We start from the raw sequence: 19,949 nt of genomic DNA, 5'->3' as shown, positions 1-19,949 counted from the left end.
CCATGCAGGCCAAGGCGGGTCAAACCGCGAGCAAGGAGGACAAGATGGAGAGCGACGAAGACAAGCAGGCAATCGGCGCTGTCGTCGATGAGATGTACGCGATGATCTCCGGCCCGGCGGGTCCGCGGGACTGGTCGCGGCAGGAGAAGTGCTTCCTTCCGGAGGCGCGGCAGGTCCGCACCTGGGTCGACGAGCGGGGCCGGCCGCAGATGAAAAGCATGAGCCTCGACGATTATTCGCGCGACACGACGCCATTCTTCGCCGCCAACCCATTCTACGAGGTCGAGACCAGCCGCCGCATCGATCAGTTCGGCAACATGGCTCACGTGTGGAGCGGCTATGAAGCGCGGCGGGCACCCAACGATGCAGTGCCGGAACGGCGGGGCATAAACTCGATCCAGCTGTTCAATCATCCTGAGCTCGGATGGCGGATCATTCACATGATCTGGGACAACGAGCGCTAGAGCGCGGGAGCAGGCACTACCCGGCCGACGCATTCGCCAAGGCCGATGCGCGGCGCGCCATCGGCCTCGCACCAGGCGCGCAATGTCACCTCGTCGCCGTCCTCGAGGAAGGCGCGCATCTCGCCGTTCGCGAGCTGTATCGGCTGCTTCCCGCCCTGGCTGATCTCCAGCAGCGAACCGAGCCCACTGACGCTGTCGGTCGACAGCGTCCCGGTGCCGATCAGGTCGCCGGCCTGAAGGTTGCAGCCGTTGCTGCTGTGGTGCGCGACGATCTGCGCCGCGCTCCAGTACATCGCCGCGTCCGCAGAACCACGTGAGAGAATGTGCGGGGCAACGCCGCTGCGGCGCATCTGCTCGGTGGTCAGCGTCGCTTCAAGCTGGATGCCGAGCCCGCCCCGCTCGCGATCAGCGGCGTCGTCGAGGTAAGGCAGTGGCTGCGGATCGCCTGAAGGCCGCGGTGGCATCGGTTCGCGATATGGCGCCAGAGCCTCGGCGCTGACGATCCATGGGCTAACAGTAGTCAGGAAATTCTTGGCGAGAAACGGCCCCAGCGGCTGATATTCCCACGCCTGCAGGTCTCGCGCGGACCAGTCGTTGAGCAGGCAATAGCCGGCGATATGCTCGCCCGCTTCGCCGATCGGGATCGGTGAGCCCAACTCATTGCCGCGCCCGATCCAGATGCCGAGTTCCAGCTCATAGTCCAGGCGTCGGCTTGGGCCATATTCAGGCGCGTCAGCGTCAGGCGCCTTGCGCTGGCCGTTCGGCCTGACGACCTCCTCGCCGGAGGCCCGCACCGAGCTTGCCCGGCCGTGGTAGCCGATCGGCACATATTTGTAGTTCGGCAGCAGCGGATTGTCGGGCCGGAACTGCTTTCCGACGTTGGTCGCGTGATGAATGCCGACGTAAAAGTCCGTGTAATCGCCAATCAGGCAAGGCACGTGCATCCGGACCTCGCTCTGGCCGATCAACTGCGCTTCGACATCGTCGCGATAGCGCTCGTCGGTGAGAATTTCGATCAGCCGTTCGCGAAGCTCGCTCGTCGCCCCTTGCCCGCGCGCCAGCCAGCCATTGAGCACCGGCTGCTCCAGGTCCTCGCGCCAGCTTTCGTCGAGCAGATCAGTGATTGCGCAAAGGTCGAGAATATAGTCGCCAATCGCGACACCGGGACGTCGCCGCCCCTTCGCTTCGGAGAAGATGCCGAGCGGCAAATTCTCGATTGGAAAATCGCTGCCTCTGGCGCTGTCGACCCAGCTCATGGCAGCTTCGCTTTCGGAAAGCCGGTCCAGGCATTGTCGTAGTCGGGTTGCGCGCGATCGAGCGCGAATTGCGTCGGAAGGTACGGCCAGCAGGTCTCGACCATGAACGCCATCGTCCCCTCGATCTTCGCAGGCTTCAGCTCAGCCTCGCTCGCCTTGCGCCAGCTTTCGACGTCGGGGCCATGACCGCTCATCAAATTGTGTAGACTGAGGCCGCCCGGCTGGAAGCCCTCCGCCTTCGCATCGTAGGCGCCGTAGATCAGGCCCATCGCCTCGCTCATGACGTTGCGGTGGAACCAGGGCGGGCGGAACGTGTCCTCCGCCACCATCCAGCGCGGCGGGAAAATGACGAAGTCGGCATTGGCGCGGCCCGGCACGTCGCTCGGGCTGGTCAGCAGGGTGAAGATCGAGGGGTCTGGATGGTCGAAGCTGATGCTACCGATCGTGTTGAAGCGAGAGAGGTCGTAGCGATAGGGCGCGAAGTTGCCGTGCCATGCGACAACGTCGAGTGGCGAGTGATCGAGCGTCGTCGTCCACAGGCTGCCGAGCGATTTCTGGATGACCTCGGTCGAATCATCGATGTCCTCAAACCACGCCACCGGCGTTTCGAAGTCGCGCGGGTTGGCAAGGCCGTTGGAGCCGATGGGGCCGAGGTCAGGCAAACGCAGCGGTAGACCGTGGTTCTCCGCGACATAGCCGCGGCTTTCGCCCTCGACCTCCACGCGGAATTTCACGCCGCGGGGAATGAGGGCGACCGATCCGGGCGCGACGTCCAGCCGCCCGAACTCGGTCGCGATCATCAGCATCCCGGACTGCGGCAGGATGAGCAGCTCACCGTCTGCGTCGACAAACACGCGGCGATCCATCGATATGCTTGCGCGGTAGAGATGGACCGCAACCCCTTCGAGATCCTCCGGACGCCGGTTCGCCAGCATCGTCACCATGCCGTCGACGAAGTCGGCATTCGCCGGCAGGTCGCACGGCGGATCCCAGCGCAGGCGGTTCGGCGCCAGCGATTCCTTCGCCGTCCCCGGCGCAAACAGCTTTGCGCCGTCATAGCGCGTGAAGGGCCGATGGTCGGCGGTCGGCCGCATTCGATAGAGCCAGCTGCGCCGGTTCTCGTGTCGCGGCACGGTGAACGGGCTTCCCGATAGTTGCTCGGCGTAGAGGCCGTATGCCGGCCGTTGCGGGGAATTGCGGCCCTTGGGCAGCGCGCCCTCGACCGCCTCGGTTTCGAAGTGCCCGCCGAAGCCGCTCATGTAGCGAAGCGCGTCCGTCATGGGGCGGGCGTTACTGGTTCAGGGCCGGAAACTCAAACGGGCGCGGCCCAAGGACCGCGCCCGTGCACACGGGTAGGGACTCGCAACCCGCCCGTGCTCCTGACCCTCTCCGGTCAGTGTTGGTTGACGTTGACGTCGATCTTGTCGGGGACGTTGACCGTCGTGCTCTTGCCGAGGCCTAACTGGCCGCGGAAAAGGAACAGAAGGACAAGAACAACGATTATCAGCAGGACCACGGCAAGCACACCGCCGCCACCCCCGCCGCCGGTTTCGACTATCGTGGTGCGTTCGCGTTCCACATCGTCGTCGGCCATAACGAAACTCCCTGTTGCCGTTTTGATTGCGAAACGAACGAAGTTTGTCCCGGGCGGTTCCGCAGCGTTCTAGGAGAGCACATGAAGAAGATCGCCACCATCGTCGCATTGCTGTTGCCGTCCTGGGCGTGCACGCCGAGCAACAACCAGCAGCAGAATGAAGCGCCGCCGGCCGCGCCCGCTGCGCCAGTGGCTCCTGCTCCTCCTTCGCCACCGCCCGCGCGGACGGCACCCTCAGCGCCTGCTCCCAAGGAAAGCCTGCCCGAGCCCAAGGGCCCCATCGATCCCAAGAGCACCGAAGCCGCGGGGCAGGTAGTGCAGAGCTATGGTGCGCTCATCGAGCAGAAGCGCTGGAAGGAAGCCAACGCCCTGTGGGGGCATAATGAGATAGCGGCCAGCTTCCAGAAATCGCTCAGTTCATATCGCGAAGTGCATCTGGAGATCGGCAATCTCGGCCAGGCCGAGGGCGCCGCCGGGTCGATCTTCGTCACGATGCCAGTGGTCTTCTACGGCGTTGGCAGGGACGAAAAGCCGTTCCGCCGTCCTGCCGAGGTCGTGTTGCGACGGGTTAACGACGTTGACGGGTCGACCGAGGCTCAGCGCCGCTGGCACATCGATCAGATCAACTGGGGCGCCTAAAAGCTGTTCAGCGCCTGTGACAGGCGCTTGGCGTCGTCACCCGTGATAGGCTGGCCAGTAGCATCCGTTGCCGCTTCCGCATTGGTCGCATTCTCGTCGCCCTGCGGCGCGGAGCCGGCGACGTCATAGGCGAACCAGATGAAACCCGCCGCCCACAGCAGAGCCATCCAGCGGCTCTTGAACACCGTGCTGGTCTTCATCGGGATCATGAAGCCAATGTCGCAGTCCGCTTTTAAGAATTCGTTGCGTCCTCCCGCGTGACCTCCCGGTACGGGAAGCAGTCGCGGATGCGCGTATTGAAATAGATCCCTTTGGAGAAGGCGGCGCGGAACGTCTCGGCGACTTCCTCCGGCACGCCCGAATAGACATATTTCCTGCCGGTGGTGAACTCGACCCACAGATTGCCTTCGGTCTCGTCGTAGAAAAAGCGACGGATGACGGTCGAGGGCATGGAGCCCACAACGCATCAAGCGGCGTCTGGAGCCGGAACCGTCGATCGACTTTTGCTGAGCGCGGCAACCATGCCGCCGAGGGAGAGGATCGCGCCGGCGATCGTCAGCGGCGTCCAGCGATAATTTTCAAGCCAGGTCGAGAAACCCATGGCGATGATCGGGACGATGACGCTGGAATAAGCGGCCTTGGCCGGGCCGATGCGGCGGACGACCGGATAGTAAAGGCTGAAGGTGAGCACCGAAGCCGGAATGGCGAGATAGAGCACGCCGAGCCAATAGGCCGGGCGCGGATCGAAGGTCGGTGGGCCGGTCATTGTAAAGGCGATTGCACCATCGATTGCCGCCCCTGCCGCCATCGACCAGGCAAGTAGGGCGAACAGAGGATAGCGGCGCATCTCCGGCCTCGCCTGCACCACATTGGCAAACGAGGCGCCGAGCATTCCGATCAGCGTCAGGCCGATGCCGGCGAACACCTGGCCCGCCGTCGCGGCATGCTCCTGAAGCTCGTGAAGGAACAGCAGGACGATGCCGGACACGGCGACGAGCGAGCTCCACACGAAGCGCATCGTGGGCCGCTGGCCGAGGAAGGCCCAGCCCATCAGCGTTGCAGGGATGAGCAGCAGCGCGAACACGGTCGCAACGACACCCGAGGTGATGTGCCGCTCGGCAAGGTAGACCGCGTTGAAGTTGATGCAGAATTGCGTGAAGCCGAGGATGGTCGCTGCCACCAGCGCGCGATGGCCGAGGCGCAGGCTTTCCCCGCGCACGATTGCGACCAGCGCCATGGCGATTGCGGCGACGGTGAAGCGATAAGTCACCGACCATTGCGGCGGAACCGTGCCGAGTTGTCCGCGGATCACGATCCAGGTCGATCCCCAGATCGCGGTGAAAATGATGAAGGGGAGCGTGACCGACCGGAAGGTCGATCCGTGCGGTTCGCTCACAGCGTGGCGATGGCGGCGGCGAGCCGTTCCACGGGATCACCCTCTTGGTCCCAACTCGTCACCAGGCGGATCTCTCCCGGCCTCCAGTCATAGAAATCGAAGCCTTGCGAGCGCAGGTGGAGCGCTTCGTCCGGCGTGACGTGCAGGAACACTTCGTTCGCCTCGACCGGGTAGGCGAGGCGGGCTGGTACGGCCTGTGCGAGAAGTTGCGCAGTCTCGTTGGCGCGGCGAGCATTCTGCAGCCAGAGGCCATCCTCAAGCAGCGCGAGGATCTGCGCCGCGAGCATACGGCCCTTGGACGAAAGGTGCCCGGCGCGCTTGCGTCGCACCGCGACCTCGTCGAACAGCTCTGTCCGAAACAGGATCAGTGCCTCCGCATTGAGGCCGCCATTCTTGATGAAGCCAAAGGACATGGCGTCGACCCCTGCCCGCCACGTCACATCGGCGGGCCGCTCGCCGCTCGTGGCCAGCGCATTGGCAAAGCGGGCACCGTCCATGTGCAAAGCGAGGCCTCGCGCCCTTGCCAGCTCTCCTAGGGCCGCGACTTCGTGCGCGCGATAAACGAGACCATATTCCGTGGCGTTGGTGATCGAGATTGCGGCGGGCTGGACCTGATGCACATCCTTGCCGATCAGATCCAATGCAGTGGTGACGTTCGCTGCATCGACCTTCGCGCCCTCGCCCTCCAGCAACATCAGCTTGGCGCCGCCGGTGAAGAAACCTGGTGCGCCAGCCTCGTCCACCTCGATATGCGCGTCGCGGTGGCAAACGATGCTGCGATAGGGCGGGCACAGTGCGGCCAGTGCCAGGCAGTTGGCGGCGGTGCCAGTGGACACCCAGAGCGCTCGAACCTCGCGCTCGAACAGTGTCGAGAAAGCCGCGTCGAGACGCTGGCTCCATTCGTCGCCATCATAAGCCGTACTGCTCTGGTTCGACGCCGATATGGCCTCGATGACCTTCGGGTGCGCGGGCGCCGCATTGTCGGAGAAAAAGCGCATGCTGGCGCTCCAAGCGCAAGCAGCCACGCATGGCAAGTTATTGCGTCCGGCTAGGGCTGGTCGTCGCTCTCCGGCTTGCCGGTCAGCTGACGAGCCTGCGCCTTGCGCTTTCGCAAATTCTCGCGGAGCGCTGCAGCGAGCTTGTCCTGCCGCTCCTTGTCTTTGTCAGTCATGACAAGAACATGCCTCTCGCCAGCGCGGGTCGCAACGGGTTGACAGGGAAAGGCCCCTCCCCTCATAGGCGCCCGACTTCCGGACAACGTGCTGCCGTAGCTCAGTGGTAGAGCGCATCCTTGGTAAGGCTGAGGTCGTGAGTTCAATCCTCACCGGCAGCACCACCGGAAAGGCGATTTCAGTTCTTAGCGAGAATGCCGCTTCGGTTCCCGCTCCCGCAGCGGCTTGTCGCCGAGCGCGCCTTCGATGCCGCCGGCAATGGCATCGCCAATCCAGACGACAGCGCCGAGCAGCAGGACACCAAGGGCGAGTTGAAGTGCAGAAATCACGAGTCGTTCTCCGTGATTTTGCGTTTACCGACAATCGATTAAACCAGCAATTAACTCCGTGTGACGAACCGTCCACGTGTCGCAATATTGGACAGAACGTCGCTCAGCCGTGGGTCAAACGCGATCAACGGGTGCGCAGGCCTGGCTCAGCCAGGCGAGATCGGCGCCCGAAAGATTAGGCCCGATCCGCGCCAGCACATGCGTGTGATAGCAATTGAGCCATGCCAGTTCCTCGAGATCCAGCATCTCCGGGTCGATCAGGCGGCGATCGATCGGCGCGAAGGTCAGCGTCTCGAAGCCGAGCATTTCCTTCTCGGCACCGTCGATCTCCCGCGGGACGACGAGGACGAGGTTTTCGATCCGGATGCCGTATTCGTTCGTCTTGTAATACCCGGGCTCGTTCGAGAGGATCATGCCGACCTGAAGCGGCTCGTCGCCACCGCTCTGCGAGCTTCCGACCGGCGAAATACGCTGTGGGCCCTCGTGGACCGAGAGGAAGCTGCCGACCCCGTGACCGGTACCGTGCGCGTAATCCAGGCCCGCTTCCCACAGCGGGCGGCGCGCGAAGCTGTCGAGCTGGCTGCCGCGCGTGCCTTTTGGGAACACAGCCGTCGCGATCGCAATGTGGCCCTTTAGAACGCGCGTGAAGCGATCGATCATCTCCGCGGTCGGCTCTCCGATCGGAATCGTGCGCGTGATGTCCGTGGTGCCGTCGACATACTGGCCACCTGAATCGATCAGGTAGAGCGTACCCTTCTCAAGCTTGCGGTTGGTCTTCTCGCTCGATCGGTAATGGACGATCGCGCCGTTCGGACCGGCTCCCGAAATGCTGTCGAACGACAGGTCGCGAAGCTCAGGGTTCTCGCGGCGGAGAGCTTCGAGATGGTCCGAAGCCTTGAGCTCGTCGACGTCGCCTTTGGGCGCTTCCTCGTCGACCCAGCGCAGGAATTTGGAGATCACCGCGCCGTCGCGCTCCTGCGCGGCCTTCTGGCCGGCAATTTCGGCCTGATTTTTGATCGCCTTGGGCAGGATCGTGGGGTCGCGCATCGCGACGACCTTTGCGCCGGCCCGCTCGAGCGCTTCGAAAATGGCAGCGACCGCGCGCTCCGGATCGACGACGACGGTCTTCCCCTTGTAGTCCGCAAGCGCGCTCTCGAATTCCGAGCGCTCGTGAAGACGAACACCGTTGCCGAGATGCTGGCGTACTTCTGGACCGATCTTCTCCGACGCAACGAACAGGTCGGACGTCCCGTCTGCGTGAACAAGCGCATAAGCCAGCGCGACGGGCGTGTGGGTGACATCCTGGCCGCGAATGTTGAACGCCCAGGCGATCGAATCCAACGCAGACAGCACCGCAGCGTCGGCATGTTGCTTCGCGAGCCAGTCGCCGATCTCGGTGCGCTTTTCGGCAGCCGACTTGCCGGCATATTGGTCGGGCTGAACGATCAAATGCGCCTTCGACGCTTCCGGCCGGTCCTTCCAGATGTCGTCGATCGGGTTACGAACCACCGGCACCAGCTCGGCGCCGCGGCTGGCGAGAGCCTCCTTCGCCTTGCTCACCCAATCGCGCGTGTGTAGCCAGGGATCGTAACCAATGCGCGCGCCCTCGGCCGCATGTTCCTTCAGCCAATCCGTCGTGCTCGTTTCCGGCACCGACTGATAGCTCCACTCGGTCGGGCTAACCTGCTGACGAACCTGCAAGGTGTAGCGGCCGTCGACAAAGATCGCGGCTTCCTCGGGCAACACGACGGCCGAGCCGGCCGAGCCTTCGAATCCCGTCAGCCACGCCAGCCGCTGCGCATAGCTTCCGACATATTCGCTCATATGCTCATCGGTCAGCGGAACGACGAACCCGTCGAGCCGATCGGCCTTGAGCTGTTCGCGAAGTGCTTTGAGGCGGTCTGCGTAGGTGGACATGGGCGAAGCTCCGTTCGTTTCCACAGCTAGTCCAACGACCGACATTCTTAAAGACCTCGTGCTGGGGTAATGCGAAGAGATCATGACGTTCGACCAAACACTTTTCAGGGCCTTCGTTTTCAGCAGCATTTTTGCAGCATTGTTCTGACTGTCAGCGGCAATTTTCCAGGCCGCCACGCACACCCGCTGCGAAGCCAAGACCCAGAAAATTATTACCTAAGTTAAATACTTAGCGCATTGTCGCGCTGTTAATTGCCAAGATGGTAGCGCTCCCATAGGTAACCTCCGGTCGGTGCGGGCAGCGACGGCAATTGAATACCTGAGGATTGATCGCCGGTGGATAATATGTGGCTTCGCCGCCTGTCGGAATTCATTGTCCCGACGGCAGACGAGCTGGTGGTACTCGAAGAAGCGAAGAGCGACCGCCGCGAATTCAAACGAAATCAGCTTATCAGCGTCGAAGGGGCGCCGGTCCAGGAAGTCTATTTCCTGGTGGACGGCTGGGTCGAAAGCAGCGTCGGCGTCAATTACGGCCGCAAGCAGCTGACCAAAATCTACCTTCCGGGCGATTTTCCGGGGATGCCAAATGTCGCAATGGCACAAACGGCCGAGCAGCTCGTGGCGCTGAACAACGTCACGATGGACGTCATTCCCATCGATCGCCTGTCTCTCTTGTTCGAGAAAGCACCGCGCTTCGGCTGCATGCTGTTCGTTACGGCGCAGCAGGAGCGCGTGATGCTGATGGATCATCTCGCAACCGTCGGCCAGACGCTCGCGATCCAGCGCGTTGCTTCGCTGCTCCTTGAGGTTCATCGGCGCCTGGTCGCTTTGCAACCCGGGATCGGCAACGTTCTCGACTGGCCCTTGTCGCAGGAACGGGTCGCCCAGAGCACCGGGCTGACCAGCGTTCACGTCAATCGATCCTTCGCTGAGCTGACCCGTAGAGGCCTGGTCGCCCGCGCCGGACGCCAGATTACGTTGCTCGATCTCCAACGACTCGCCGAGCTGGCCGGCCTGCCGGAGCGCGATTTCGCCCAGCGCCCGAGCTGGCTCGCCACCTGCTGCCTGCCACGCGAGCGAGCGCTTGCGCGGGCGCCCGACAAGGTGCGTTGATGGGGAACAGGTGCGCACGCTCCAACGTTGGTGGGGCATGGCTATTCTCAGTTCGACACGAAAGCGGAGCGATGAGAAAGACGAGGCCGAGCGTCGTATTTATGACGCGTGCTCGCTGACCCGCCAAAACGGAATCACGCCGGAGCAAGCGCTCTACTTGCTCAAGCGAAGCGCAGCTCAAGGTGCTGCCGGCTGACGCAATTGCACAACAGCAGTCGAAAACTTTGATTCAGTATAGAGGCGATTATTGAAGTCGCTCGTTACTACGCTCGCATGAACGATGAAGTGATCAACGGTATTCGCAGGCGGGTGGAGCAATGTCGCCGCCTTGCAGGTCTCATCAACCACGCGGAAGCTCGCCAGACCCTGCTGCAGATGGCGAAAGAAGGCGAAGCGGACATCAAGCGTCTTCAGGACGAGCGCTCGGACGGAACACCACCGACGGCCTGACAGCCCTTTCCGTCACCGTCCGCCGCGCTAAAGCAGGCGCATGAACAAACCGGTTGAAACTTCCGCGCCGCCGCAAGCCGAGCAGCGCCCGTACAGCTACGAACGCCATGGGGTCACGGTCGAAGATCCGTGGCACTGGATCAGGGACCCGAAATATCCGGAAGTCACCGACCCAGACGTGCTCGCCTATCTGACGGCGGAGAACGACTATTTCGCCATTTGGGCAAAGCAGAACCAGCCGCTGCTGGATCAGCTGTTCGAGGAAATGAAGGGCCGCATCAAGGAGGACGACAGCTCAGTCCCGATGCGTGACGGGCAATTCCTTTATTGGTGGGCGTTCAAGCCGGGGTCGCAGTACCGGACCTGGTACCGCAAGCCGGTCGACGGCGGTGACGATCAGATCATCTTCGACGAGCCGGTTGAGGCAGAAGGCAAGGAATATTTCCGCCTCGGCGCGATCGAGCCGAGCCCGAACGGCAAGCTGCTGGCAACGCTAGTGGACGACAACGGCTCGGAGCGTTTCCAACTGCGCATCCGAGATCTCGCGACAGGCAAGGATATTGAGACCGTCACCGAGGTAGGAATCGGTTCTCCGGTTTGGACCAGCGACAGCGCCGGCGTCGTCTTCACTGAGGTCAACGAACATTGGCGGAGCTATCGCGCGCGCTACCACCGGCTCGGTGCCGCGCCGGATGCGGCCGTAACCTTGTACGAGGAAACGGAGGAACTCGGCTTCAGCGTCGGCGCCTACAAGTCGCACGACAAGAGCCTGATCCTCATTTCGACAGGCGATAACGCGACGAGCGAGGTGCGTTTCGTCTCGGCCGACGATCCATCGCAACCGCTGACGCTGATTTCCCGCCGCAAACCCACGCGCGAGTATCATGTCGATGCTGCGCACGGGAAATTGTGGATCCTCACCAACGACGACCATGTGAACTTCCGTCTGGCGGAGGCCGACCCGGCGAGTCCGGAGAACTGGCGGACGGTCATCGCGGGCTCCGACCGCGTCTACCTGACCGGCGCCACGGCTTATCGAGACCATCTTGCGATCAGCAGCCGGGTCGACGGGCTCGACCAGCTCGTGCTCCGCACCTACGCCGGCGAAGAAACGCGCATCCCGTTCAAGGAAGCTAGCTACACCGCTTTCTTCTTCGGCAATCCCGAGTTCGCGCCGGACAGCTATCGCGTTGGCTATTCGTCGATGGTCACGCCGACGACGACCTATGATTATCATCCGGAGACGGGCGAACTTGAGGTCCGCAAGGTGCAGGAGATTCCGTCGGGTTTCGACGCCTCCCAATATGCGACCGAGCGGCTGATGATCACCGCCCGTGACGGGGCGAAGGTGCCGGTTTCGGTCGTCTATCGACTAGACTTCAAAAAGGACGGCCGGGGAAAGCTCTTTCTCTACGGTTACGGCGCCTACGGGATGGCGGTGCCGCCGAGCTTCAATTCGAACCGAATCAGCCTGCTCGATCGCGGATGGGCCTGCGCGATCGCGCACATCCGCGGCGGCGACGACCTCGGTCACCAGTGGTTCCTCGACGGCAAGCTTGAGAAGCGCACGAACACGTTCAACGACTTCGTCGACGTGGCGATGGGACTGATCGCCGACGGTTTTACCAAGGCCGGCAACATCGCGATCAACGGGCGATCGGCCGGCGGCGAGTTGGTCGGCGCGGTGGTGAACACGAACCCGGAGCTGTTTGGCGTCGTCGTCGGCGACGTGCCCTTCGTCGACGTCGTCAACACGATGCTCGACGACACCTTGCCGCTGACGCCTGGCGAGTGGCCCGAATGGGGCAATCCGATCACCGACAAGGCGGTGTTCGATTACATGCGAACCTACTCGCCCTACGACAATGTGAAGGCGCAGGATTATCCCGCGATGCTGATCACCGGTGGCCTTACCGACCCGCGCGTGACCTATTGGGAGCCGGCGAAGTGGGCAGCGAAACTTCGGGCGACGAAGACCGACCACAATCTGCTTCTGCTGAAGATCAACATGGGCGCGGGTCACGGCGGCAAGTCGGGCCGCTGGGAGGGCCTGCACGAGGTCGCGGAGACCTATGCCTTCATGTTGACCCAGACGGGCAAGGATTGAGCCCCCCGGTCTTCGAAATGGCGCTGACGGCGGGGCCCGAGCACATCGACGAGCTCGGCCACGTCAACAATGCCGTATGGGTGCAGTGGATTCAGACCGTCGCGGTCGCGCATTGGGCTTCGGTCGCGGACGCTGCTCACAAGGACGCATATTTCTGGGTCGTGGTGCGGCATGAGATCGATTACCTCCGCGCCGCGCACCAGGGCGACCGGGTCACCGCGCGAACTTGGGTTGGCGAGGCCCCGAAGGGCGCGCGCTTTGACCGGCACATGGAGTTCTTGGGCGCCGACGGCAAAGTCTGCGTCCGCGCCAAGACGCAGTGGGCGATCATCGACAAGGCGGCGGGGCGGCCGATCCGCGTGCCGCCCGAAGTAGTGGCGCCTTTCATGGGCGCGGAGTAACAGCGGAAGCGATGCCCCGCCCGATCCTCTACGATTACTATCGTTCGTCCGCCGCCTATCGCGTGCGGATCGCCCTCAATCTCAAGGGTGTCGATTACGAAATCCGGCCGGTGAATTTGCTCGAAAGCGAGCAGAAGTCGGCTGAGTACAAGGCGCTGAATCCGCAGGGCTTCGTGCCAATGCTGGAGATCGATGGGCACCGGCTCACGCAGAGCGTTGCCATCATCAACTATCTCGATCTGCGCTATTCGATCCCGCCGCTGCTGCCCGCATCCGCGGCGGAGCGCGCTCACGTCGTGGCAATGGCGATGGCGGTCGCCTGCGACATCCATCCGCTGAACAATCTTCGCGTGATGAAATATCTAAAGAACGAACTCGGTCATTCGCAGGAAGAAGCCGACACATGGTACGCGCATTGGATCAGCGAGGGGCTTCCCGCGCTCGAAGCGATGGCGGCGCCTAAGGCGGGCAAGTTCCTGTTCGGCGATGCACCAACCGGGGCCGACGTCTGCCTCATCCCGCAACTTTACAATGCTCGGCGCTTCAACGTGCCGCTCGATAATTATCCGACATTGCTGCGCGCCGACGAGAATGCGAACAAGCTCGAAGCGTTCGCAGCAGCCCATCCTGACCGGCAGAAGGTGCCAGCATGAACCGTGTCGACAGCATCAATCGCGGCGTCGCCGACGCCAGACCGCTCGATTCAGTGGAAATCCCGTCGCTCGAGGGCAAGGTCAGCAATGAGGAATGGCAGATCCGCCTCGATCTCGCGGCCGCTTACCGGATGGTGGCCTATTACGGCTGGGACGATCTCATCTTCACGCACCTGTCGGCGCGCATTCCAGGGCCGGAGCATCATTTCCTGCTCAACCCGTACAATCTGATGTTCGAGGAGGTGACGGCCTCATCGCTGGTGAAGGTCGACGTGCAGGGCAATCCCGTCGACCCGACGCCGTTCATCACCAACCCGGCGGGCTTCACCATTCATTCCGCGATCCACATGGCGCGCGACGATGCGCATGCGGTGATGCACCTTCACACGCCGGCCGGACAGGCGGTGTCCGCGCACAATGAGGGCCTGTTACCGCTGACGCAGACGGCGATGCTGATCCGCGGTGATGTCAGCTTCCACGATTATGAAGGCGTCGCCGTCGACCTCGGCGAGCGCGAGCGGCTGGTCGCCGACCTCGGCGAAAAAAATGCGATGATCCTGCGCAACCACGGCACGCTCACCGTTGGAAAGAATGTCGGCGAATGCTTCATCCGCCTCTATTATCTGGAGCGGGCGTGCCAGGCGCAGATCATGGCGCTGTCCGCCGGCGAGGCGCTGAATAACCCGCCGCAGGGCTCACCCGAAGTAACGGCGCAGCAAGGCGCGGTCGGCTTGCCGCTCGCCGCCAACTTCCTCGCCTGGCCGGCTCTGAAACGGAAGGCCTATCGCCTCGACCCGAGCTTCGCCTCCTGATTTGAGCAGCAAGGCCGCCAGCGTCGGCGACTATCGCGCGCTCGCCAAGGCGCGGTTGCCACACTTCCTGTTCGAATATCTCGACGGCGGCTCGTACGACGAGGTGACGCTCCGGCGGAACGTTGAGGATCTGCAGTCGATCGCGCTGCGACAGCGCGTGCTGCGTGATGTTTCGTCGATCGATCTGACGACGGAATTGTTCGGGAAGCACTGGAAGCTCCCGGTAGGGCTCGGGCCGGTTGGCCTCTCAGGACTTTATGCGCGGCGAGGCGAGGTGCAGGCGGCACGAGCCGCTGGAGAAGCCGGCGTCCCCTTCTCACTCTCGACACTGAGCGCCTGCTCGATCGACGAGGTAGCGCAGGCGACAGGACCGTTCTGGTTCCAACTCTACATCGTCAAGGACCGCGAGTTCGTCCGTGACATGATCGCGCGGGCGAAGAAGGCTGGCTGCACGGCCTTGCTGCTGACTGTCGATCTCGCCGTCCCCGGCACGCGCTACCGCGATTATCGAACCGGCCTTTCAGGATCGCTCGCGGGCAAGGCGAACCGCATTCGCCAGGTCATGGCACGACCCGACTGGGCGTGGGACGTCGCGGTCAACGGGAGGCCGATGACCTTCGGCAACCTCGAACCTTTGATGGGTGCCGGCGCGGCGCTGGAGGACCTGATGGGTTGGGTTGGCCGCAACTTCGACGCCAGCGTCACCTGGAAAGACGTCGAATGGGTACGCGAGCAATGGGGCGGACCGCTGATCGTTAAAGGCATCCTCGATCCCGATGACGCGCGGGAGGCGGCGGCAAGCGGTGCGGACGGCATCGTTGTCTCAAACCATGGCGGCCGGCAGCTCGACGGTGCCTTGTCGACAGCCCGTGCATTGCCGCGTGTCGCGAACGCTATTGCCGGACGTTTGCAGGTGCTTGTCGATGGCGGGGTGCGTTCCGGCCTCGACGTCGTACGGATGCTGGCGCTGGGTGCGGATTTCGTGCTGCTGGGACGCGCCTGGGCTTATGCACTGGGCGGAGGCGGTCAGGCAGGCGTGGCACATGTCCTCAGCCTGATCGATGCGGAAATGAGGGTGGCGATGGCGCTTACCGGTGTCACCAAGCTTGCGGATATCGACAATCAGCTCCTCGAACGGAGCGGCAATCAGGCGACGCTTTGAGCCTCTGCGCCAGGCACGGCGACTTTGTCGCTATTGAATAATTGATCGACATCCGCCGCCGCCATCGGCTCCGCGAACAGATAGCCCTGCACCGATGAACAGCCGTGCGAGCGAAGCTCCATCAACTGCGCTGTTTCCTCGACGCCTTCGGCAGTTGTCTCGATGTTGAGCGCGTGCGCTAGCTCGGTGATCGCGCGGACGATCGCGCTCGCGCCTTCGCGCGTAAGCAGATTTTGAATGAAGCTGCGGTCGATCTTCAATTTGTCGAACGGAAAGCTCTGCAAGTAGCTGAGCGAGGAATAGCCGGTGCCGAAATCGTCGAGTGCGATGCGAACGCCAAGGCCGCGCAGCGAATGCAGCAGCTTGAGCGTCGTTTCGCCGCCATCGAGGAAAATCGATTCCGTGATCTCGATCTCAAGCCGGGCCGGCGCGAGCCCGGATGCGGCCAAGGCTGCAAGGATCGTCTCGTGCAGTGAACCGCGGTGGAATTGGACAGCTGAAACGTTGACCGCGACGCGCACATGCTCAGGCCAATGCGCGGCCTGCTGGCACGCTTCGCGGATGACCCAAGCGCCAATGGGGACAATAAGGCCGGTGTCTTCGGCGACCGGGACGAAATCTGCGGGCGAAATGAGCCCGCGCGTCGGATGGTTCCAGCGGATGAGGGCTTCAAACGAGCAGATGCGGTTCTGCTCGAGGTCGAACAACGGCTGGTAAAGCAGCTCAAACTCGCCGCGCTCAATGGCGAGGCGAAGGTCGGTTTCGATTTGGCGGCGCAGCTGGGCGCGTTCGTTGAGGCTCTCCTCGAAGAAAGCATAGGTGCCTCGCCCCGCCTCCTTGGCGCGGTAGAGTGCGAGGTCCGCATTGCGCATCAACGTCTCGCTGTCCGCGCCGTCTTCCAGTGCGATCGCGATTCCAATGCTTGTCGAGGGCAGGCATTCGTTGCCGTCGATGACGACCGGACGGCTCATTTCGCGAAGAATATCGCGCGCGAGCCGATCGATCGCGTCGCGGTCTTCGCCGATTGTTTGGAGAACGATGAACTCGTCGCCGCCGAGTCTCGCCACGAATTGGCCGCGCGCAGCCTGGCTAACACGATTGCCCGCCTCGATCAGCAGGGAGTCCCCCGCCGGGTGGCCGAGCGTGTCGTTGATCACCTTGAACTGGTCTAGATCGAGGCAGTGAAGCGCAAACAAGGTGCCGTTGCCCTCCGCCGCGCGGAAGAGATGATCGAGCTGCTGCTGGAACATCGTTCGGTTCGGAAGACCGGTGAGCACGTCGTTGAAAGCGAGCTGTGTAATGCGCTGCTCACGTTCGGCGATCTTGCCGACCATCTCGTTGAAGCTGTTGGCGAGGCGCGCGAGCTCATCCGTGCCGCGGACGGCGACCTGCACATGCTCACCCGAGGCGAGCCGGCCGGCGGCATCGTCGAGGCGGGCCAGCGGTTGCGTAATGCGCGCTGCCGCCTTCCAGGTCGCAAGGCCGACAAGGAACAGGCCGAGCAACGTCATGACGGCAAGTGCCAGCTGCAGCTTGCGGGCGTCGGCAAGCGCTTCGGCCTTGGGATACGCCAGAAGCAGAATGGCGCGCTCGTCGTCGCCAAACGCTGGAAGGGGCTTGGCCAAAGCGATGGAGGTGCGGTCACCGAGGCGCATTTCAAACGCTGAGCCGCTGCCGACACGATCTTGCGCCAGCCGCGCGGAATCCCCCTCGAGCGCCGCCATGCTTCCTGAGGCCTCAGCCCAGCCGCCGTGGCTCTTCGCGACGACGGCGGCCTGCAGTGGAATAGCGGATAGCCGCTCGAGCGCACGCATTTCGCGTTTGTCGAGGTCGGCGGCGAATACCACCCAGCCAAGCAAGGTGGGTGCCATGATCGGCGCAGCGACCAGCTGACGCGGACGGCCGCCGATGACCGAGACCCCGGTCAGGCGTCCGGCGTCGAGCGGGTCCCACAGGGCTTCGGCGCGCTCCTTCGCGATCGAAGGGTCCAGCGTCGATACCTTCCCATCCGCGGTAACGATGAAAGCGGTCCGCACTCGCAACCGGGCTGCGGCGTTACCAAGCGCCGATTGCATCGTCGCTTGGTCGCCGGTCGCAACGGCGGCGCGGAAGCCGAAGTCCCGGGACAGTAACTGTGCCGCATTCTGAAGCTCGTGCGCTCTCGTCTGCCACAGCCGGTCATAGACGGCGCCGCTCGACTGAAGCTGGCTCTCAACCTCGCGGGAGGCGGAGCCGGCGATGAAGGTCCACAGGGCCGCCGACACCCCCAGCATCGCCACCGCGAACAGCAGCGCGAACTGGACGGTGAGCCTGGCGGAGAGAGACCTGAAGGGCGGCATCGATCAATAATCCGCCATCGGCATGGATGGCGGCGGCCGCAGGCGGATCGAGAATGAGGCCGAACGCTGCGAGCCTCCGACCGCCTGTTGCACCACGCCGCCGGGCGCCCGCAGATAAGGGTGCCAGACCGTGATCCGGCTAGGTGCGTTGGGCGCGTCGGCGAAATTGACGAGGCCCTGCGCGTTGGTGCGTGCGGTCCAGGCGCTATCGGTCACGACGATGAATGCGCTCATCCCGTCATGGATGTTGCAGCCCAGCGCCACCACCCCGGGCTTGTCAAAGTGAACTGTCCGCGACTGGTCCTTGGCGAAGAGCTTCAACTCGAAGCGCTTGGCCGCGGAGAAAGAGTAAACGTGATGTTTGGTCGGATCGAAGTTCGGAAAGCTGATGTCGGCGCCGATCGGCACCAAGGTCAAAAAGGGATGAAACTGCAGGTTCTTCTGCGAGACGACGTACCGTCCGCCGGGCCGCCCTGGCCGCGCCCCGCTCGAAGGATAAAGCGTCACCACTGCATCGCGCACAGGCTTCCCGGCCGCATCGACCACGCGCACGCTTAGTGGAACAGCGGCGAGCGGCGCCGCTGCGCCGGCCAGCGCCAGCACAAGAATGATTCTACGCAACATTTGTTAGGATTAAGAGCTCAACGGTAAACGAGGCGGGTGTGAGATTGGTTACCAATGCATTCGCAACTGCGCCTGCAGCTGCGTCTGACGCTGGCACGGCTTGAGCCCGACTGCTTCGATGTCTTCGCGCCTACTCGAGACATGGAGCAGCTCGACGAAGCCGGTGAATGGCCCCAGCTCGTGATGCGCAGCGATCATCCCCGACCAACCCGTCTCGTCATATTCACTGTCGACGAGACTACCGCGATTGCCAGTGTCGAAAGCCTCTGCCCGGAGGGAAATGCGGGCAGAGCCGAATCGCCGCACCAGCATCACGAAAGCCGAGCGAAATCGGTTGTCGACCCAACGCCGTGTCGGCTCCAGATAGCCCATGCGCGTGCGGCCCTCGATCACCTGAGCCTTGAGTTGCGTCCGGCCGCCGAGATCCGACACTAGCGACAGATTGTCGAAAGCGGTCCGCCAACCCCATTCGAGATCGGCATTCACATCCTCGGGATCGGCGCGATTGTCGTAGCGGAAGAATTCCAGCCTGATCGGGATCGGCGGTTGCCAGGCGATCTTTGCGTAATAGCCGGGGCGATGCGCGAACCCACTGTGCACATCGAGCAAGGGGTGCGTGTACGGTGCCTGATATTCCTCCAGCTCGCCGTCGAGCGGAGGCAGCGGCTGGCGGCGGAAGGCCAGCGTCGTGCGGTCGTGAAGCGCCCATCCGCGAAAGGTCAGAAGGGTGCCGGACGTGTCGTTCGCTGCCAACACCGCGGCCGTTGCGCGCAGCTTGTGCTCGCCAAACGTCGCCACGGCTGTCCCCTCGATTGCAACAGGTTTCACTTCCTCACCGATCCAGCTGTTGATCGCTGACGGTGTGATGGAGTCCTTCACGTGCCAATCGGCGCCCTCATGCTCCAGGCTGACCGGCGGCCACATCAGGCCGGCACGGGCGGAGAATGCGAGATCGCTGCTGCCGCGCATCGGCCGGAAGCTGAGGTATGCCTGACTGAGGCCCCCTTCGGATCGGGCGCCGCCCTGAACCGAGCCTACGACGGTTGCCGAGAGCGACCAGCTGAATTGGGGCTGCCAGATCAGATTGAGGTTGCCGATTTCCGGTCGTGCTTGGAAATCGTCGCCCGCGCCGCTGGAGCGAAGCTTGCCATAGCCTCCCTCGAGCCAGCTCCGCTCCCCATCGACCAAGACGACGCGGGCGTCGCCCGTCAGCTCCAGCGTATCGGCGGTGAAGAGCATCGTATCGCCTTCCGCGCACACCGGCGCGCCCCATAGCGCGGCGAGCGCGCAGCCAAATGGGATCGCGCTGCCGATACGCAGGCGTCGAGCGACACAGAACATGGCCTGCTGATTATGCGTTCGTGGTTAAGATTATCCTCAGCACGAAGGCGGGCGGCGTCAGGCCGCGCGCGCCAGAAAAGTGGTCGGGGAGAGAGGATTCGAACCTCCGGCCCCTGCCTCCCGAAGACAGTGCTCTACCAGGCTGAGCTACTCCCCGACCGGAACCCGCACGTTACGACT

General features: G+C 63.2%; 22 protein-coding genes and 2 tRNA genes. 10 read left to right on the top strand and 14 right to left on the bottom strand.

Annotation, left to right across the window (positions count from 1 at the left end; genetic code table 11):
* The first annotated feature begins 2 nt into the window (after window positions 1–2).
* Entirely contained in the window at window positions 3–464 is a 462-nt protein-coding gene (locus ABD704_RS11380; RefSeq protein ID WP_344699802.1) for a hypothetical protein, read from the top strand.
* Here the strand turns inward: ABD704_RS11380 and fahA are convergent.
* From fahA to ABD704_RS11365, 3 genes are all read right to left on the bottom strand, one after another.
* A complete protein-coding gene (gene fahA, locus ABD704_RS11375) occupies window positions 461–1,720 on the bottom strand; it encodes a fumarylacetoacetase (protein ID WP_344699801.1) in 1,260 nt (419 codons plus the stop codon). The two genes, ABD704_RS11380 and fahA, sit on opposite strands and share 4 nt — an antisense overlap.
* Window positions 1,717–3,000 (bottom strand): homogentisate 1,2-dioxygenase, encoded by a 1,284-nt coding sequence (hmgA, locus tag ABD704_RS11370; RefSeq protein WP_344699800.1) that lies wholly within the window; start codon window positions 2,998–3,000, stop codon window positions 1,717–1,719. Before hmgA ends, fahA begins: the two co-directional genes overlap by 4 nt.
* A gap of 113 nt (window positions 3,001–3,113) precedes the next feature.
* Window positions 3,114–3,314 carry a hypothetical protein gene (locus ABD704_RS11365; protein WP_344699799.1) on the bottom strand — a complete coding sequence of 67 codons (201 nt, stop codon included), beginning with the start codon at window positions 3,312–3,314 and terminating at the stop codon, window positions 3,114–3,116.
* A gap of 81 nt (window positions 3,315–3,395) precedes the next feature.
* On the opposite strand from ABD704_RS11365, the gene ABD704_RS11360 reads away from it, so the two are divergent.
* Complete coding sequence (locus tag ABD704_RS11360) at window positions 3,396–3,953, top strand: hypothetical protein (protein WP_344699798.1); 558 nt, start codon at window positions 3,396–3,398, stop codon at window positions 3,951–3,953.
* On the opposite strand, the gene ABD704_RS11355 is transcribed toward ABD704_RS11360, so the two are convergent.
* Genes ABD704_RS11355 through ABD704_RS11335 form a run of 5 tightly spaced genes read right to left on the bottom strand, consistent with a single transcriptional unit; the run spans window position 3,950 to window position 6,520 of the window.
* Window positions 3,950–4,153 (bottom strand): hypothetical protein, encoded by a 204-nt coding sequence (locus ABD704_RS11355; RefSeq protein ID WP_344699797.1) that lies wholly within the window; start codon window positions 4,151–4,153, stop codon window positions 3,950–3,952. The genes ABD704_RS11360 and ABD704_RS11355 overlap by 4 nt on opposite strands.
* Window positions 4,154–4,185: 32 nt before the next feature.
* Entirely contained in the window at window positions 4,186–4,404 is a 219-nt protein-coding gene (locus tag ABD704_RS11350) for a KTSC domain-containing protein (RefSeq protein ID WP_344699796.1), read from the bottom strand.
* Between the two features lie 15 nt (window positions 4,405–4,419).
* Entirely contained in the window at window positions 4,420–5,349 is a 930-nt protein-coding gene (locus ABD704_RS11345) for a DMT family transporter (RefSeq protein WP_344699795.1), read from the bottom strand.
* Window positions 5,346–6,347 carry a threonine aldolase family protein gene (locus ABD704_RS11340; protein WP_344699794.1) on the bottom strand — a complete coding sequence of 334 codons (1,002 nt, stop codon included), beginning with the start codon at window positions 6,345–6,347 and terminating at the stop codon, window positions 5,346–5,348. The genes ABD704_RS11345 and ABD704_RS11340 overlap by 4 nt, the downstream gene beginning before the upstream one ends.
* 50 nt (window positions 6,348–6,397) lie before the next feature.
* Window positions 6,398–6,520 carry a hypothetical protein gene (locus ABD704_RS11335; RefSeq protein WP_344699793.1) on the bottom strand — a complete coding sequence of 41 codons (123 nt, stop codon included), beginning with the start codon at window positions 6,518–6,520 and terminating at the stop codon, window positions 6,398–6,400.
* Between the two features lie 90 nt (window positions 6,521–6,610).
* Here ABD704_RS11335 and ABD704_RS11330 point away from each other — a divergent pair.
* Window positions 6,611–6,685: transfer RNA gene (locus ABD704_RS11330), tRNA-Thr, on the top strand.
* Between the two features lie 21 nt (window positions 6,686–6,706).
* Here ABD704_RS11330 and ABD704_RS11325 read toward each other — a convergent pair.
* Both ABD704_RS11325 and ABD704_RS11320 read right to left on the bottom strand, forming a co-directional pair.
* The gene (locus tag ABD704_RS11325) at window positions 6,707–6,850 is read right to left on the bottom strand and encodes a hypothetical protein (RefSeq protein WP_344699792.1); all 144 of its coding nucleotides are present in this window, start codon (window positions 6,848–6,850) and stop codon (window positions 6,707–6,709) included.
* Between the two features lie 114 nt (window positions 6,851–6,964).
* Complete coding sequence (locus ABD704_RS11320) at window positions 6,965–8,767, bottom strand: aminopeptidase P family protein (RefSeq protein ID WP_344699791.1); 1,803 nt, start codon at window positions 8,765–8,767, stop codon at window positions 6,965–6,967.
* A 345-nt stretch (window positions 8,768–9,112) separates the two neighbouring features.
* Here ABD704_RS11320 and ABD704_RS11315 point away from each other — a divergent pair, with 345 nt between their 5' ends.
* From ABD704_RS11315 to ABD704_RS11285, 7 genes are all read left to right on the top strand, one after another.
* Window positions 9,113–9,880: a Crp/Fnr family transcriptional regulator gene (locus ABD704_RS11315; protein ID WP_344700540.1), complete on the top strand. Its 768-nt coding sequence runs from the start codon at window positions 9,113–9,115 to the stop codon at window positions 9,878–9,880.
* Window positions 9,881–10,153: 273 nt separating this feature from the next.
* The gene (locus tag ABD704_RS11310) at window positions 10,154–10,330 is read left to right on the top strand and encodes a hypothetical protein (protein ID WP_344699790.1); all 177 of its coding nucleotides are present in this window, start codon (window positions 10,154–10,156) and stop codon (window positions 10,328–10,330) included.
* A gap of 40 nt (window positions 10,331–10,370) precedes the next feature.
* Window positions 10,371–12,437, top strand: a complete 2,067-nt coding sequence (locus ABD704_RS11305; protein WP_344699789.1) for a S9 family peptidase — start codon at window positions 10,371–10,373, stop codon at window positions 12,435–12,437.
* A 17-nt stretch (window positions 12,438–12,454) separates the two neighbouring features.
* Window positions 12,455–12,838 carry an acyl-CoA thioesterase gene (locus ABD704_RS11300; RefSeq protein WP_344700539.1) on the top strand — a complete coding sequence of 128 codons (384 nt, stop codon included), beginning with the start codon at window positions 12,455–12,457 and terminating at the stop codon, window positions 12,836–12,838.
* A gap of 11 nt (window positions 12,839–12,849) precedes the next feature.
* A complete protein-coding gene (maiA, locus tag ABD704_RS11295; RefSeq protein WP_344699788.1) occupies window positions 12,850–13,491 on the top strand; it encodes a maleylacetoacetate isomerase in 642 nt (213 codons plus the stop codon).
* On the top strand, window positions 13,488–14,303 hold the full coding sequence (locus ABD704_RS11290; protein ID WP_344699787.1) for a class II aldolase/adducin family protein: 816 nt from the start codon (window positions 13,488–13,490) through the stop codon (window positions 14,301–14,303). The genes maiA and ABD704_RS11290 overlap by 4 nt, the downstream gene beginning before the upstream one ends.
* Before the next feature lies 1 nt (window position 14,304).
* Window positions 14,305–15,465, top strand: a complete 1,161-nt coding sequence (locus ABD704_RS11285; protein ID WP_344699786.1) for an L-lactate dehydrogenase — start codon at window positions 14,305–14,307, stop codon at window positions 15,463–15,465.
* Here ABD704_RS11285 and ABD704_RS11280 read toward each other — a convergent pair.
* The 4 genes from ABD704_RS11280 to ABD704_RS11265 form a co-directional block, all read right to left on the bottom strand.
* A complete protein-coding gene (locus tag ABD704_RS11280; RefSeq protein ID WP_344699785.1) occupies window positions 15,450–17,804 on the bottom strand; it encodes a putative bifunctional diguanylate cyclase/phosphodiesterase in 2,355 nt (784 codons plus the stop codon). The two genes, ABD704_RS11285 and ABD704_RS11280, sit on opposite strands and share 16 nt — an antisense overlap.
* Before the next feature lie 3 nt (window positions 17,805–17,807).
* Window positions 17,808–18,407 carry a cupredoxin domain-containing protein gene (locus ABD704_RS11275; RefSeq protein ID WP_344699784.1) on the bottom strand — a complete coding sequence of 200 codons (600 nt, stop codon included), beginning with the start codon at window positions 18,405–18,407 and terminating at the stop codon, window positions 17,808–17,810.
* 69 nt (window positions 18,408–18,476) lie between these two features.
* Entirely contained in the window at window positions 18,477–19,769 is a 1,293-nt protein-coding gene (locus ABD704_RS11270) for a hypothetical protein (RefSeq protein WP_344699783.1), read from the bottom strand.
* A gap of 80 nt (window positions 19,770–19,849) precedes the next feature.
* Window positions 19,850–19,926, bottom strand: a tRNA-Pro gene (locus ABD704_RS11265).
* Between the last annotated feature and the right edge of the window lie 23 nt (window positions 19,927–19,949).

It is taken from the genome of Sphingomonas limnosediminicola (genome assembly GCF_039537965.1).
Lineage (GTDB): Bacteria > Pseudomonadota > Alphaproteobacteria > Sphingomonadales > Sphingomonadaceae > Sphingomicrobium > Sphingomicrobium limnosediminicola.
The sequence above is the reverse complement of the archived record's forward strand: the minus strand, read 5'-3'. Positions and strand labels throughout refer to the sequence as shown.